The sequence below is a fragment of the Enterobacter cloacae complex sp. 309I3 genome, assembly GCF_050031595.1.
Lineage (GTDB): Bacteria > Pseudomonadota > Gammaproteobacteria > Enterobacterales > Enterobacteriaceae > Enterobacter > Enterobacter cloacae.
Genome location: NZ_JBLGWI010000001.1, coordinates 2,148,555 through 2,163,126, shown reverse-complemented (window position 1 = coordinate 2,163,126; position 14,572 = coordinate 2,148,555). Strand labels below are relative to the sequence as shown.

At 57.1% G+C, this 14,572-nt stretch carries 12 protein-coding genes; 8 read left to right on the top strand and 4 right to left on the bottom strand.

Annotated elements, in window-relative coordinates; translation table 11 throughout:
* Window positions 1-66 precede the first annotated feature (66 nt).
* Entirely contained in the window at window positions 67-855 is a 789-nt protein-coding gene (locus ACQG22_RS10310) for a MipA/OmpV family protein (RefSeq protein ID WP_129251610.1), read from the bottom strand.
* 90 nt (window positions 856-945) lie between these two features.
* Between ACQG22_RS10310 and ACQG22_RS10305 the strand changes: the two genes are divergently transcribed.
* The 4 genes from ACQG22_RS10305 to ACQG22_RS10290 all read left to right on the top strand — a co-directional run bounded on the left by ACQG22_RS10305 (window position 946) and on the right by ACQG22_RS10290 (window position 7,132).
* Window positions 946-1,641, top strand: coding sequence for a response regulator (locus ACQG22_RS10305; RefSeq protein WP_038419267.1), 696 nt, complete (start codon window positions 946-948; stop codon window positions 1,639-1,641).
* The gene (locus tag ACQG22_RS10300; RefSeq protein WP_369706625.1) at window positions 1,638-2,834 is read left to right on the top strand and encodes a sensor histidine kinase; all 1,197 of its coding nucleotides are present in this window, start codon (window positions 1,638-1,640) and stop codon (window positions 2,832-2,834) included. The genes ACQG22_RS10305 and ACQG22_RS10300 overlap by 4 nt, the downstream gene beginning before the upstream one ends.
* Window positions 2,835-2,912: 78 nt before the next feature.
* The gene (locus tag ACQG22_RS10295) at window positions 2,913-4,061 is read left to right on the top strand and encodes an efflux RND transporter periplasmic adaptor subunit (protein WP_284155854.1); all 1,149 of its coding nucleotides are present in this window, start codon (window positions 2,913-2,915) and stop codon (window positions 4,059-4,061) included.
* Complete coding sequence (locus tag ACQG22_RS10290) at window positions 4,058-7,132, top strand: efflux RND transporter permease subunit (RefSeq protein WP_284155853.1); 3,075 nt, start codon at window positions 4,058-4,060, stop codon at window positions 7,130-7,132. The genes ACQG22_RS10295 and ACQG22_RS10290 overlap by 4 nt, the downstream gene beginning before the upstream one ends.
* 317 nt (window positions 7,133-7,449) lie before the next feature.
* Here ACQG22_RS10290 and ACQG22_RS10285 read toward each other — a convergent pair whose 3' ends face one another.
* Window positions 7,450-7,896, bottom strand: a complete 447-nt coding sequence (locus tag ACQG22_RS10285) for a hypothetical protein (RefSeq protein ID WP_045295893.1) — start codon at window positions 7,894-7,896, stop codon at window positions 7,450-7,452.
* A gap of 72 nt (window positions 7,897-7,968) precedes the next feature.
* Entirely contained in the window at window positions 7,969-9,027 is a 1,059-nt protein-coding gene (locus tag ACQG22_RS10280; protein WP_369706624.1) for an SDR family oxidoreductase, read from the bottom strand.
* Between the two features lie 97 nt (window positions 9,028-9,124).
* On the opposite strand from ACQG22_RS10280, the gene ACQG22_RS10275 reads away from it, so the two are divergent.
* The 3 genes from ACQG22_RS10275 to umuC all read left to right on the top strand — a co-directional run bounded on the left by ACQG22_RS10275 (window position 9,125) and on the right by umuC (window position 11,842).
* Entirely contained in the window at window positions 9,125-10,012 is an 888-nt protein-coding gene (locus ACQG22_RS10275; RefSeq protein WP_149896433.1) for a LysR family transcriptional regulator, read from the top strand.
* A gap of 149 nt (window positions 10,013-10,161) precedes the next feature.
* A complete protein-coding gene (umuD, locus tag ACQG22_RS10270; protein ID WP_029882790.1) occupies window positions 10,162-10,596 on the top strand; it encodes a translesion error-prone DNA polymerase V autoproteolytic subunit in 435 nt (144 codons plus the stop codon).
* On the top strand, window positions 10,580-11,842 hold the full coding sequence (gene umuC / locus ACQG22_RS10265; protein WP_023620348.1) for a translesion error-prone DNA polymerase V subunit UmuC: 1,263 nt from the start codon (window positions 10,580-10,582) through the stop codon (window positions 11,840-11,842). The genes umuD and umuC overlap by 17 nt, the downstream gene beginning before the upstream one ends.
* Window positions 11,843-11,879: 37 nt before the next feature.
* On the opposite strand, the gene ACQG22_RS10260 is transcribed toward umuC, so the two are convergent.
* Window positions 11,880-12,743, bottom strand: coding sequence for an aldo/keto reductase family oxidoreductase (locus ACQG22_RS10260; protein ID WP_095907749.1), 864 nt, complete (start codon window positions 12,741-12,743; stop codon window positions 11,880-11,882).
* Window positions 12,744-12,885: 142 nt separating this feature from the next.
* Here ACQG22_RS10260 and tcp point away from each other — a divergent pair, with 142 nt between their 5' ends.
* Entirely contained in the window at window positions 12,886-14,547 is a 1,662-nt protein-coding gene (tcp, locus tag ACQG22_RS10255; protein ID WP_013096858.1) for a methyl-accepting chemotaxis citrate transducer, read from the top strand.
* Window positions 14,548-14,572: the final 25 nt, after the last annotated feature.

The window sequence follows — 14,572 nt, the reverse complement described above, 5'->3', positions numbered from 1 at the left end:
ATGACATAGATGGCCGTAATGATTACCCCGGCTACGCCGAGGAAGATCGCATCTCTCACCTCCACACTAGAATGTCCAGGTGATGGCGGCGGTGACAGCGCCTTCGTTACGTCGCGATACGATCGGGCTGTTATTTGCATGCTCCCCAAGCCAGGTGTAGTCGGCACTCAGTACCGTGCCCCAATGGGTATCGAACTGATGACTCCATGTCAGGCTGCTGTCTATACCGTAGAATCCACCGGGCGCTGAATAACGGCTATAACCGGAGCGCTGACTCTGCTGCTGACTGACGCCATACCAGGTATTGAGGTAACGGCTGTCGCCAAACAGGGATGCAGACTGAAAAGCAATCGTGTCCTGACTGGTTTGTAGAGGAAGCAGCGTAACAGAGGCCTGGTAGTTTACCCCCTGACTGTCCGTTACAGGCAGGGTCGCTTTGCCTTCCACACTCAGCCAGGAAGTGATTTGCCAGCCGACCGCCAGCCCGGTATTCAGGCTGGTATCGATCTCTCCCATCCCTTTCAGATTATTTGCTCCCTCGCGCCAGCTGTCGTTTTCGTCCGCCCTCCCCAGGTCGTAACCCAGCGTATGTTCAAGGTACACGCCGCTGTCATTTTGCAGGTCATATCCAATGCCTTTCTGCGCATCAATAAAGAATGCACCTTTGCGCCCCTGTAAAACAGGAACCCCTTGCCATACCTGCTTGTCAGAGCCTGAATAACGAGGCGCATAGCGTCCTCCTGCCCCAATGGTCAAATAGTCGGAAGACGTTTGTGCCTCATCGGCGTGTACGCCGGATGCTGCCGTCATCAGAAACGGAACGGTCATATACAGGGCTTTTTTTCTCGCTATCATACTGGTCTCCACTTCTACGTTGTGCGCAGTATGATTTGGCTAAATCAATGAATAGTCGGGATAGTGTTAAGAAACGGTCAAGGTGAACAGATGTTGTCCAGAAGAGTGCTGATTATTGAAGATGATGCCGATGCGGCTGGCGTACTTGAAGCTTATTTACGCCGTGAAAATTACGATGTGACCGTCACGGGGGACGGGCTGGCCGGGCTGGAGATGGCGCAACGCTGGAAACCCGATCTTGTCTTGCTGGATGTCATGCTTCCCGGACTCAACGGAACTGAGGTGCTGGCCAGCCTGCGTCGCAAAAGCGATGTGCCCGTTATCATGGTGACGGCTATGGGCGATACGCCCGATCGCATCGGCGCGTTGAGATACGGGGCTGATGACTATGTCGTTAAACCCTATCATCCGGGTGAAGTCGTGGCACGGGTGCAGGCGGTGCTGCGCCGGAGCAATAAAAACACGCGCGAAGAAGAGATCCTTCGCTGGCAGACGCTGGAGGTGGATGTCACGGCCATTGTGGCGAGCATCATCAATGATGACAATACGCCGCGGGTTCTGGATCTGACCCCAACGGAATTTTCGCTACTGACCACGCTGATGCGTTCACCTTCGCGTCCTTTTTCCCGTCAATATTTACTGGAGCACTGTTTGCCGGAAAGCGAGGCCCTGGAGCGGGTGGTGGATACCCATATTTATAACCTGCGTAAAAAACTCGAAGCCGCGGGTCTTTCCGGCGTGCTGGTTAACGTTCGCGGCGTGGGTTACAGGTTCAGACAGCCATGATAAAGACCCGTCATTCCTCCCTCTGGCGCTGGATTTGCGCGCGCATCCTGGCGCTGGCGATTGGCAGCGTGATTGTTATAGCAGCCTGTATGTGGCTGCGTTACGCCGTGCAGAACTACTGGATAATGGGCAAAATGCCCGCAGCGGTCCGGCAGGAGTTTCTCACGCTCAGCCAGAATCCGCAGTCAAACCCGGCCCGCTTTCACGATATTGTAGACAGCTGGTGGGGGCTCAGTTATTCCACCCCATCTATCGCCTCGGCTGACTGGGTCACCGTGGCTCTGCTGGTGCTGGTGATGATCCCCTTCATTGTGGTGATGGGACTTAAGCACGCTCGTCCTCTGGCGCTGCAGTTCAGCTGTCTTCGTGATGCGGCCAAAGATGTGGCCGATGGACAGTTTGGCCGACAGGCAGAGCTGGTGAGAGATGCGCCCGCAGAAATGATCAGTTTTGCGGCTGACTTTAATACCATGACCGGACAACTGGCTCGCTATGAAAAGGAGCTTCGCGCCTCGCACGTTGCCATGGCACATGAGCTGCGCTCTCCCCTGACGGCAGCCATTGGACGTCTGCAGGGTATGATGGACGGCGTGTTTGACGCCACCCCGGAGCAGTTGGGGATGGTGATGAAACAGCTCCAGCACCTCAACCGGCTGACCGATGAATTGCACCTTCTCTCTTTGGCTGATGCGGGAAATCTTGTGCTTGAAGACAGGCCATTCCGTCTGGATGAGCTGATTCAGGAGCGGGCAGACTGGATAACCCCGCAGGCCGATGCGCAAAATTTTACGATAACGTTGCGTAACCCGCGCGCATGCCCCTTCAGAGGCGATGCGTTCCGTATGGGACAGGTATTTACGATCCTCATGGAGAATTCACTCCGCTACGGACGCGAGGGAGGCCATCTGGAGGTGACCCTGCATTATGCCCGGGGGCAGTACACCCTCGAATTCGCCGATGACGGTCCGGGTGTATCAAAGCACTTTTTACCGGACATGTTTAAGCGATTTAGCCGCGAGGAACAATCACGCGCCCGGCACTCCGGTGGCAGCGGCCTCGGTTTATCAATTGCGCAGGCGATTTGTCAGGCGCATGGGGGAAGTATTAGCGCGTCATTACCAGAAACCGGAGGGCTTCTGGTGCGCATCCAACTGCCCTGGCGCGCTTGTGACGAGGAAAATTCCCGCTCTTGATAAACCCTTGACACAACATCGAATCTTTCTCGATGAACAGCCGATTAAATAACGCCATCCCTTTTCTGGAGCGGCGTTATGTCAGACGAATTCATTCTCTCCCTCCGCCACAGCCTGCATCATGTATACAGCGTGGCGCGCACCCTTTCCTGGCTACACTTTATTCCCCTGGTGATACTTGCCCTGGCTATCTTCCCGCTAACCGGTTGCGGCGATAAACACGAAAACACGCCGCCCCCCGTGCGGGCGGTACGCTACAGTGTGGTGGGTTCAGCGAAAACGCTGCCAGCACTGGAAAGAACCGGTGAGATCCATGCCCATGATGAGACGACGCTGAGTTTCCGTACCGGGGGCAGGATCCTCACGCGCGTCGTCGATATTGGCGATCGGGTTACCGCCGGGCAACTGCTGGCGACCCTCGACAATACCACCGGACAAAATCAGCTCGACGCGGCCACCGCTGACTATGAGGGTGCCAAAGCCTCAGCGCAGATTGCCGCGCTCAACGTCAACAGAATGCAAACGCTGATGCCCACCGGCGCTATAGCCCGCACACAACTCGACACAGCCCGTGCAGACTGGCTTGTCGCCAGCGCGCGTCTGAAAAGTAGCGAGGCGGCACTGCGCAACGCCCGGGAAAGTCTGGGCTGGACCCGCCTTCTCTCGCCGAAGGAAGGCATCATTACCGCGGTTAGCGCCTCTGCGGGCCAGATTGTCAGCGCAGGCCAGTCGGTGCTGACGCTGGCGACCGGTGAAGCCCGCGATGTGGTGTTTGATGTTGCCGCGCCTGATGAGATCCCCTCACCAGATAAGGCTGATTTCCGCGTCGCCTTGCTCAGCGACCCGACGGTCTATGCTTCAGCGGTGTTACGCGATATCACGCCTCAGGCCGATCCCCTGACCCGTACCTGGCGGGTCAGAGCCACCCTGAACAACCCGCCCGCCGCCATGGCACTGGGTGCCAGCGTCACCGTAACCCTGCCCTCCAGTGCCGCGTGCGGTTACGTCCTTCCTGCGTCGGCACTGAGTCGTTACGCAGACAAGCCCGCTGTGTTTGTAATCAACCGGCAATCTCAGGCGCAACTGCGCGTGGTTGTGCCTGCACGTTACACGGCCTCCTCCGTCATCATCGCCTCCGGTCTTGCGCCCGGTGACAGGGTGATTACGGCTGGCGTGAGCAAATTACGCTCAGGAGAACAGGTGATTGCCGGGGAGGAGCAGCCATGAACATGAGAAGCACAAAAGAGACATTTAACCTCTCCGCCTGGGCGCTTAAAAATCAGCAGATGGTCAGTTTCTTTATGCTGCTGGTGATGGCGATGGGCGTGTTCTGTTACGAGCGCCTGCCGCGCAACGAAGATCCGGCGTTTACCATCAAAACGGCCGTGGTCTCCGCGCAATGGCCGGGGGCATCGGTAGCGGACACGACTCGCCTGCTGACGGATACGCTTGAGAAAAAGTTACAGGAGATCCCCTGGCTTGATTATATCGAAAGCGAAACCCGGGCAGGACGCTCCGTTATTCATGTCAACCTGCGCGATGATACGCCGCCGCAAACGGTGCCGGATATCTGGTACCAGGTGCGGAAGAAAATGCAGGATATCGCCCCGTCTCTGCCAGAAGGCGTTCAGGGCCCTGATGTCAACGACGAATTTGACGACACGTTCGGCACAATTTATGGCTTCATCCCCGAAGGCTATACCCTGCGGGAGGTTCGGGATCGGGTGGAGACACTGCGTCGGGAGCTGATGTCCCTGCCGGATATCGGCAAAACCACCCTGCTGGGTGAACAGCAGGAACAGATGGTTCTGGCCTTTTCCCCGGCCCGTCTGGCGGGGATGGGTCTGGATATTCAGCAGGTGGCGGAGGCGCTCAGGGCGCAGAATGCAGTCGTCCCGGCGGGCATCATACGCACGGGGCAGGAGAACATCGCACTCCACGTCAGCGGTGCGCTCACCTCAGAGGAGAGTTTACGCGCGGTCACGCTGCATATTAACAATCGTTATATCCCCCTGACTGACATTGCCACCCTCACCCGGAAAAGCGCCGAACCGCCCTCACCGGCGTTCCGGGTTAACGGAAAACCGGCTATCGGGCTGGCGATTTCAATGGCGCCGACAGGCAATATGCTGCGCTTTGGCGCCGCGTTGAATCAAAGAGTGGCCGCCCTCAACGCCGGGCTGCCGCACGGTATCGAGATGGTGAAGGTCGCCGATCAATCCGCGGTAGTCAGCGACGCGGTGAGTGGTTTTATCAGGGTTCTTATTGAAGCGGTGGTTATCGTCCTGGCCGTTTCATTTGTCTCTCTGGGGCTACGGGCGGGGCTGGTTGTGGCTGCGGCAATCCCGCTGGTTCTGGCCATGACCTTCGCCGGAATGATGCTGGCCGGGATTGGCCTGCAGCGCATCTCGCTCGGGGCACTGATTATTGCGCTGGGTCTGCTGGTGGATGACGCCATGATCACCGTGGAAACCATGGTTTCTCGTCTGGAGGCTGGCGATTCCCGTCGGCAAGCGGCAACCCGGGCGTTCACCACGACGGCATTCCCGATGCTCACCGGCACACTGGTGATGATCGCCGGATTTATTCCGGTCGGCTTTGCGGCATCCAGCGCGGGTGAATACTGCTTTTCTCTGTTTGCGGTCGTGCTGATTGCCCTGCTGTGTTCATGGGTGGTCGCGATCCTGTTTTCACCGCTGACCGGAACATGGCTGCTGCCGGAGAACGTCAGGCATCATGCCTCCGGCCCGGGGCGGCTCGCACGCGGGTATCACTGGCTGCTGCGTAAGGTATTGCGCCACCGACTCACCACCGTGCTTTGCGCCCTTGCCGCACTGGTTTTGTCCATATACGGGACGACATTTATGCAGGGTGAGTTTTTTCCCGCTTCCGACAGACCAGAGCTGCTGGTGAGCCTGACGCTTCCGGCCAACGCCTCACAGCCGGAAACGCAAAGAGAGGCTGAAAAGCTGGAGAAGGCGCTGGCAGACAATAGCAATATCGATCATTACTCAACATACGTAGGATCGGGCGCTATCCGTTTTTATCTGCCAATGGATGTGCTGCTGGAGAATGAAAACAGTGCCCAGTTGGTGGTGGTCGCGAAAAACCTCGCCGCCCGCGACCGTCTGCACGCACAGCTGAACAAGATACTGGCGACGCAATTTAGCGACATCATCACACGCGTATCGCCCCTGGAGCTCGGCCCCCCGGTCGGCTGGCCAATCAAATACCGGGTTAGCGGGCCGGACTATGTGAAGGTTCGGGCGCTGGCGAATCACCTGACGGAGGTGATTGGCCGATCACCGCTCTCACGTGAAGTCAACCAGACCGCTGGTGAACCGGAGAGAGTGATTACTCTTGAGGTGAATCAGACGGCGGCCCGGGCTGCGGGCGTGTCGTCAGAAAGTCTGGCCCGGACGCTGAATACGGTCTGGTCCGGCAGCGTCGTGACCTCAATACGGGATAATGACCGGCTGGTGGATGTGGTGCTCCGCGCCAGAGACAGTGAACGTCTTAATCTGGCCACACTGTCGTCACTGACCGTTGAGGGGAACGATGGCAAAAAAATTCCGCTCAGTGCTGTCGCAACGCCGGTCTGGGGTGTGGACGATCCGGTTGTCTGGCGTCGTCAGCGCCTGCCGTTTATCACCGTGCAAACTGACCTTGCGCCGGGACTCAGAGCCGAGGTCGTCTCCGCCGCGCTGCGCCCGGCAGTGGATAAACTGCGTGCCCGTTTGCCTGCGGGCTACAGTATTGAGGAAGGCGGCGCGGTTGCGGAGTCTGATAAAGGAAACCGCTCTGTCTTTACCGTTCTTCCGGTGACGCTGGTCATTATGTTGTTATTGCTGATGCTTCAGCTACGACGCTATTCCCGGATGTTTCTGGCCCTGTTCATGGCCCCGTTTGGCTTACCGGGCATCGTTCTGGCGATGCTGCCGGGTGGAACACCGATGGGGTTCGTCGCCCTGCTGGGCGTGATCGCGCTGGCGGGCATGATCATTCGTAACGCGGTGATCCTGATCGGCGAAGCTGACAGCAATCTGGCTCAGGGGATGACGAACGATGCCGCCATTATCGCAGCCGCAGAGCACCGGGCCAGACCTATCTGTCTGACCGCCTGTGCCGCCATTCTGGGCATGATCCCCATCTCGCACCAGGTATTCTGGGGACCTATGGCGTATGCCATTATCGGGGGGTTGCTGGTCGCGACGCTGGTCACACTCACGGTACTGCCCGCGTCGTTCAGTCTGTTATTACAGTGGGGGGACGGTTTACGCAACCGGCACAGCGTATAAAACCCGGTCTGTGCTGAAAGCGAAATTGTCCCCCGATCCGTTACGCGGCCGTCAGCGCAAAACGGGTTCTCAGGACCTCAGCAATATCCTCTTCCGCCAGTTGCTGTGTCTTTGTGCCATTTGCGGTAATGGTCTTCAGCATATTGCCCAGCAGGATCTGGTGTCCTCCTTCGTTGCCAGGAGGCCGAAGGTCTGATCAATGCGCTGGAGGTGCATCGGCGCGATTTGTCACGGGCTGGCGGGTACCGCGTTCAGAGCGTCGATGCGTTAATGGTTAGTGACTGGCTGGATCGTCTCTGAATGCCGCATGGTGGCATTCAGAAATTGAAAACGGAAAGATCTTTAATATCGGCGTGTGGATTGGCGTTTTTTACCGCTATCAAAAAAGCAGAGAAATTATGATTAAACATCGTTACGTTCGGGTAAAACTGCACCTGTTTTTCCCTTCCGTTTTCAACATAGCTTACTGACCAGATCCGACGATTATTGACCATCGTCGATCCCGGCTTAATATTTACTATCCTGGCCAGTTCAACCTGAGTGGTTCTATCCTTCTGAATTTCATAAAAATATCGCTCATCATAAAAATAAACCTTGCGGGAAAAACAATCAAAAAACCACGGGTTAGTGGATATTTTCTTCTTGCCCTGGGCATCTGAAACGATGCGTTTTGGCTGGCGAAATGACCTCACTCCATTCCTTATCACCAGATATAACCCAATAACCGGCAGAGCCATTAATAAAACGCTGATTGCTTCCCGCATATTCACCAATCCCGTTGATCACAGTCATGAGCGAGTATAACGGGTTCGTTCCTGAGAACAACATCCCCCCTGTCAGGGAATAATGCGTGCCGCCCTGAGCTGTGCGAACAGGCTGAAAAACATCTCGTCGGTGGCCCGCATGGCGGTGAATCCGGCCCGACGCAGCTTGCTGCCATCGCCAAACATATCGTAATCCCAGCTAAACACGAAGTCGGCAAACTGTCCGTCGTTCAGCTGCAAAATATCGCTTTCCACCAGCCCGCGAGCTGCGGCGAGTTCATGCCATACCGTGCGGTAGTCCGTAAACAACTGCTGAAATGAGAGCCGGACCGGGGGTGCAAACTCCAGTCCAAACCAGTGTGCAATGCGTGGCCACAGCTCGCTCCAGCGCCAGATGTCACCGTTATTCACATTGAATGCCTGGTTCTCTGCTACCGGCGACGTGGCGGCCCACACGGTCGCCTCTGCCAGCAATTCGCCGTCTGTATGATCAACAATGCTGTGCCAGGTCTGTTCGGCGCCGGGAAAACGCAGCGGTAAATTCAGCGCCTTACACAGCGATGCGTACAGCGCGATGCTCAGGGCAAGATTCATGGCGTTACCCGGCACCGTGCTGCCCACCACGCCCGGCCGGATGGCGTTCCAGTGCCACGCTTTTCCCCGTTGAAAATCGCTAAGCCACCTGAGCTGGGCCGCATTAAACTCCGCGCCCGGTACACCGGGATCGCTTTCACGTGCCGGGGTTTTGAACGGGCCAAGATGCGCGCCGTAGACTTTGTAGCCCTGCATCAGGCTGACCGTCTCAAGGGGCGCCGTGTTTTCGAGGTTACTGACCAGATGGCGCAGCATGGTGACGTTCGGTTCAACCATCTCTGTCCAGTTCGCGGCATTGACCCAGGCGCTGTAAAACACATGAGTGATCCCGCTGAGCGATGACAGTGTCCGCGCGCTGTCCTGCGCATCCAGTAAATCAACATTAACCATCGCAATGCCTTCAGGGTGAGATACCGCCTGGCGGCTCAGGCCAATGACCTCCCACTGATGGCGCAAAAGCGTTTTGACCAGCTGGTTGCCAACAATCCCGCTGGCGCCAGCGACCAGCGCGACCCTGTGTTGCTGCGTCTTATTCATGGTGTTTCTCCGAAAGGGGTGACAGACACAGTGTGATCTATTATTTTTTTCTGATATATCCCCCAAATCCGATGGCATTTATAAGCAGAATCACGAAATGAATAATAAGCTCAACGCCATTTCCACCTTTCTGCGCGTCGCCGAAGCCGGCTCCTTTTCCGCTGCCGCCCGCCTGGCCGGGATCAAGCAGTCCGCCGTCAGCCAGCAGATCGCCGCCCTTGAGGAAGAGCTCGGTGTGGTGTTGCTGCATCGTACAACGCGCAGGATGAAGCTCACCGCGCAGGGTGAGTGTTACCGGCGGGATATGCAGCTTGTGCTGGAGGCCATGCAGGAAGCAGAGCGACGCCTGAACCCGGTTGAGCATCAATATCAGGGGGCCGTACATGTGCAGTTGCCGAGCGGCCTGGGCCAGATCGTGTTGCCGCGCCTGCTGACGCTACAGCGCATGAATCCTGAATTACATCTGCAGGTTTCGCTTGATGACCGCATCGCCGATCTGGTCACCGAAGGGGTGGATGTGGCGCTTCGGCTGAGCGCGGAGCCTCCGCAAACCCATGCCGCACGCGTACTGGCACGCATTGAAACGCCGCTCTTTGCCGCCCCGTCATACCCGCCGGTCGAGTCCGTGTACGCGCTGGCGGCGCTTCCCCACGTGCGATTCAGCGGCATCCCGCCGGACGCCCCTTTGCGTCTGGTTTCTGATGACGAAACGATTGATATTGCAGTGAATACCGTTTTCCGCGCCAATACCAGCGACGCCCTGTTACAGGCGCTGGAGGCAGGCATGGGTATTGGCGGTATGCAACTACCGCTCGCGGCACGGGCGTTGCAAACCGGCACGCTGGTGCAGGTACTCCCCGCGTGGCGGTTACCCGACCGCTTTCTCTATGCGGTTTATCCGGACGCTCGCTTTATTCCACACAGGGTCAGAAGCGTTGTGGGGGTTATAGAACAGCTACTGCCTGAAATAATTAAGAAAAATTAAACATTCCAGAATGCATACTCGCCAGCGCGCCTTGTTGAACTAAAAATTTTCGACTTTCAACGAGTTCCGGAAAATTCCCCTCCCGTCTCTTGATCGTTCTGGTTAATCATGAATACTGTATATAAACACAGTAATATGAGTTAACCATTATGCAGTTGATCTCTCCTTTGGGGCCTGATGCCACGTTATTGCTTCCGTTGTTTATGGAGCGGGTGCCCTGTGGCTTCCCCAGCCCTGCTCAGGATTATGTCGAGGATAGCCTTGATCTGAACAAGCTGGTGATCAAACACCCCAGCGCGACCTATTTTGTCAGGGTGAGCGGTGATTCGATGATCGGCGCAGGCATCAGCCATGGTGACCTGCTGGTGGTTGACCGTTCGTTAAACGCCGTTCATGGCGATATTGTGATTGCGGCGGTCGCGGGCGAATTTACCGTGAAGGAGCTGCAAACGCATCCGCGTCTTCAGCTCATCCCCCATAATCCTGACTACGCACCGGTCGTTTTTGCCGCAGAAGACGAGCTGGAGATCTTCGGCGTTGTGACGTTTACCCTGAAAGCTAACCGCCATGTTCGCGCTCGTTGACGTAAACAGTTTTTACACCTCCTGCGAGACGGCGTTTCGGCCCGACCTTAAGGGGAAACCCGTGGTGGTCGTTTCAAACAACGACGGCTGTATTATTTCACGTTCAGCAGAAGCAAAAGCATTGGGGATCGGCATGGCCGGTCCCTACTTCAAGCTGAAGGATGAGCTGAGACGCCAGAAGGTACACGTCTTTAGCTCCAATTATGCGCTGTATGCGGATATGAGCCGCCGGGTGATGACCATTCTCGAAGAGATGGCCCCGAGAGTGGAGATCTACTCGATTGATGAAGCCTTTCTGGATCTGACGGGCGTCAGCCAGTGTATGTCTCTGGAGGCGTTCGGTCAGGCTATCCGCCAGCGCCTGTACAAAGAGACCGGCCTGCTGGTCGGGGTCGGTATCGCGCCCACCAAAACCTTAGCCAAGCTGGCTAACCATGCCGCCAAAACCTGGAAGAAAACCAACGGTGTGGTGGATTTATCGAATATCGATCGTCAGCGTAAACTGCTGTCACTGGTACCGGTCAGCGAAGTGTGGGGCGTCGGGCGCAGGATCAGCAAAAAACTGAATCTGATGGGGATTGAGACTGCCCTGCATCTGGCGGAATGTTCAAGCTGGGTGATCCGTAAACACTTTAATGTCGTGCTGGAAAGAACCGCCCGCGAGTTACGCGGTGAACCGTGTCTGGCGCTGGAAGAGTTTTCGCCAACAAAGCAACAAATCATCTGCAGCCGCTCCTTCGGCAGCCGTATCACCCGGTATGACGATATGCACCAGGCGATCTGCGCCTATGCCGAACGCGCCGCCGAGAAGCTGCGCGAAGAGAAACAGTTTTGCTGCTATATCAGCGTCTTTATTCGCACCAGCCCGCATGCAGAGGACGAGGTTTTTTATGGTAACCAGGCCTCCGGCAAGCTGACGATCCCCACCAACGATACGCGGGATATTATCAGGGTAGCTATCGAGTCATTAAACCGAATCTGGAAAGAGGGACATCGCTATATGAAAGCGGGCGTCATGCTCAGTGACTTTTTCAGTCAGGGCGTGGCGCAGCTTAGCCTGTTCGATGAACACCCACCGCGGCCAGACAGTACAGCCCTGATGCAGGTTATCGACCGCCTTAACCGTTCAGGCCGGGGGTCTGTGTGGTTTGCGGGCCAGGGGGCGGTGAAATCCTGGGCGATGAAGCGGGATATGCTGTCGCCCTGCTACACCACGCGCTATTCCGATCTGCCGATCGTTAAATAACAAAGCCCGGATCCCTCCGGGCTCTGTTTATACGTGATTACACCAGCGCATTCAGCGTAGCCAGCGCGTCAGGCGGTAACACCAGCTCCCCTGCCGCGAGGTTTTGCCGCAGATGCGCCACGGAAGAGGTTCCCGGGATCAGCAGAATGTTCGGAGAACGCTGCAGCAGCCAGGCCAGCGCAACCTGCATCGGTGTCGCCCCCAGGTCGTCCGCCACCGCCTGCAGCCCGGAAGATTGCAGCGGCGTAAAACCGCCCAGCGGGAAGAACGGCACATAAGCAATCCCCTGCTGCGCAAGCGAATCCACCAGCGCATCGTCACTACGGTTCACGATGTTGTACATGTTTTGCACACACACCACGGGCACCATCTTCTGCGCCTCGGCAACCTGCATGGCGGTGACATTGCTCAGACCAATATGTCGCACCAGCCCTTGCTGCTGTAGCTCTGCCAGGGTGGACAGCGGTTCAGCGATCGAGCCTTCCGCCGGTCCGTGTGCGCTAAACATAATCCGCAGGTTCACCACGTCCAGCACATCCAGCTGCAGATTGCGCAGGTTGTCGTGTACCGCCTGGGTCAGCTCCTGGGCGGAAAAGGCCGGCAGCCAGGCGCCTTTATCATCGCGTCGCGCACCGATTTTGGTGACGAGGGTAAGATCGTCCCGGTACGGATGCAGCGCCTCGCGGATCAGCTGGTTAGTCACATGCGGACCATAAAAATCGCTGGTATCGATATGATTCACGCCCGCCGCCACGGCTTCCCGGAGCACCTCCAGCGCGGCATTTTTGTCCTTCGGTGGCCCAAAAACGCCCGGCCCGGCCAGCTGCATTGCGCCGTAACCCAGCCGTTTAACCGTGCGTGTGCCCAGCGCGTATGTCCCGCTTTTATCGATGCTGCTCATGTTCACCTTCCTCATAAAAAAGATCCGGATTTACAACAGGTTCCCGACCAGAACCCATAGTTAAGCGCGAGTTAAATTAAAGTTTAAATTTTAGACGACGATAGTATTTGTGTACCCCTGCACTTTCTTACGGACGACCGCTATGCTGAAAAATCTGCACGTGATTACCGGTATTATCTTTGCTCTCACCATATTCTGCCTGCTACAAGTTGTCACGGGAGGGTTGTTCTACTCTGCCGTCAGCAACGATCGCCATAACTTCCAGAACTCCGGGGTGCTTAATGCCCAACAGGAGAGCCTGAGTGACAGCGTTAACACCCTCATCAAAACGCGCGTTACCGTGACGCGCGTGGCCATCCGCTATCTGAAAAATCAGCGCGATCCGGCGTCCCTTGAGGCGATCAACAAACTGCTTGGCACCGCGGGTAACTCTCTGGCTAAAGCAGAAGCCTATAACAAACAGTGGCAGGCCCTGCCGCAGGTTAACGGCCAGAGTGCGGCGCTAACCGACGAGATGCTGAAATCCTGGAACCAGATGCACGAAGTGATGCGTCTGTCGATTGAGTATCTGCGTGCCGACAACTATCAGGCCTATGGCGATCTGGATGCGCAGCAGGCACAGGACGATATGGAAGCGGTCTATAACCGCTGGCGCGCCGAAAACAACACGCTGCTGAAAGCAGCGGCCGAAGAGAACCAGAGCAGCTTTACCCAGATGCAATGGACGCTGGCGGCTATATTCCTGGCCGTTATCGCCGTGCTGGTGGTGATCTGGCAGGGGTTACAGCACCTGCTGTTAAAACCGCTGCAAACCATTATGAACCATATTCGCACCATTGCGGCGGGCGACCTGACGCAGGATATTACCCTCTCTGGCCGCAATGAGATGGGCCAGCTGGCGGCCGGTCTGCATGAGATGCAGCAATCTCTGGTCACCACGGTCAGCGCCGTACGCGGCAGCACCGACTCCATCTACACCGGCGCAGGCGAAATTGCCGCCGGGAGCAACGATCTTTCCGCCCGTACGGAAGAACAGGCCGCCTCGCTGGAAGAGACCGCGGCCAGCATGGAAGAGCTGACCGCCACGGTGAAACAGAACTCCGACAACGCCCGTCAGGCGACCCTGCTGGCGAAGAACGCGTCTGAAACAGCGGCGCGCGGCGGTCATGTGGTGGATAACGTTGTCCGCACGATGACGGAAATTGCCGACAGTTCGCAGCAAATTGCCCACATCACCGGCGTGATTGACAGCATTGCCTTCCAGACCAACATTCTGGCACTGAATGCCGCGGTAGAAGCCGCACGCGCCGGGGAACAGGGCCGTGGCTTTGCGGTGGTCGCCGGGGAAGTACGTACCCTGGCGAGCCGCAGCGCGCAGGCGGCAAAAGAGATCAAGGGCCTTATCGAGAACTCTGTCAGCCGCGTGAATACCGGCTCTGAACAGGTCAGCGAAGCCGGTGCAACGATGAAGGAAATTGTGGCGGCGGTCACCCGCGTGACCGATATCATGGGCGAGATTTCATCTGCGTCCGATGAGCAGAGTCGCGGTATTGAACAGGTGAGCCTGGCCGTTTCGCAGATGGACAGCGTCACCCAGCAAAACGCCGCGCTGGTGCAGCAGTCCGCCACGGCGGCAGCGGCGCTGGAAGATCAGTCCGAACAGCTGCGCCAGGCGGTAGCGGCATTTCGTCTGAACGGTAAACAACAGGCCACCGCGCCCCGTACAACGCATGTGAAAACACCACAGCTGTTGCGCCCGGCCACGGCAGGCACCGCCACCGACAGCAACTGGGAAACCTTCTGAGTTCAGCGCGGGCGAGCACCTCGCC

Bases quoted from the DNA above. Each gene is read 5' to 3' on its own strand.
- ACQG22_RS10275 (WP_149896433.1), top strand. From the start codon at position 9,125: ATGAATAATAAGCTCAACGCCATTTCCACCTTTCTGCGCGTCGCCGAA.
- umuC (WP_023620348.1), top strand. From the start codon at position 10,580: ATGTTCGCGCTCGTTGACGTAAACAGTTTTTACACCTCCTGCGAGACG.
- ACQG22_RS10295 (WP_284155854.1), top strand. From the start codon at position 2,913: ATGTCAGACGAATTCATTCTCTCCCTCCGCCACAGCCTGCATCATGTA.
- ACQG22_RS10290 (WP_284155853.1), top strand. From the start codon at position 4,058: ATGAACATGAGAAGCACAAAAGAGACATTTAACCTCTCCGCCTGGGCG.
- umuD (WP_029882790.1), top strand. From the start codon at position 10,162: ATGCAGTTGATCTCTCCTTTGGGGCCTGATGCCACGTTATTGCTTCCG.
- ACQG22_RS10260 (WP_095907749.1), bottom strand. From the start codon at position 12,743: ATGAGCAGCATCGATAAAAGCGGGACATACGCGCTGGGCACACGCACG.
- tcp (WP_013096858.1), top strand. From the start codon at position 12,886: ATGCTGAAAAATCTGCACGTGATTACCGGTATTATCTTTGCTCTCACC.
- ACQG22_RS10310 (WP_129251610.1), bottom strand. From the start codon at position 855: ATGATAGCGAGAAAAAAAGCCCTGTATATGACCGTTCCGTTTCTGATG.
- ACQG22_RS10285 (WP_045295893.1), bottom strand. From the start codon at position 7,896: ATGCGGGAAGCAATCAGCGTTTTATTAATGGCTCTGCCGGTTATTGGG.
- ACQG22_RS10280 (WP_369706624.1), bottom strand. From the start codon at position 9,027: ATGAATAAGACGCAGCAACACAGGGTCGCGCTGGTCGCTGGCGCCAGC.
- ACQG22_RS10305 (WP_038419267.1), top strand. From the start codon at position 946: ATGTTGTCCAGAAGAGTGCTGATTATTGAAGATGATGCCGATGCGGCT.
- ACQG22_RS10300 (WP_369706625.1), top strand. From the start codon at position 1,638: ATGATAAAGACCCGTCATTCCTCCCTCTGGCGCTGGATTTGCGCGCGC.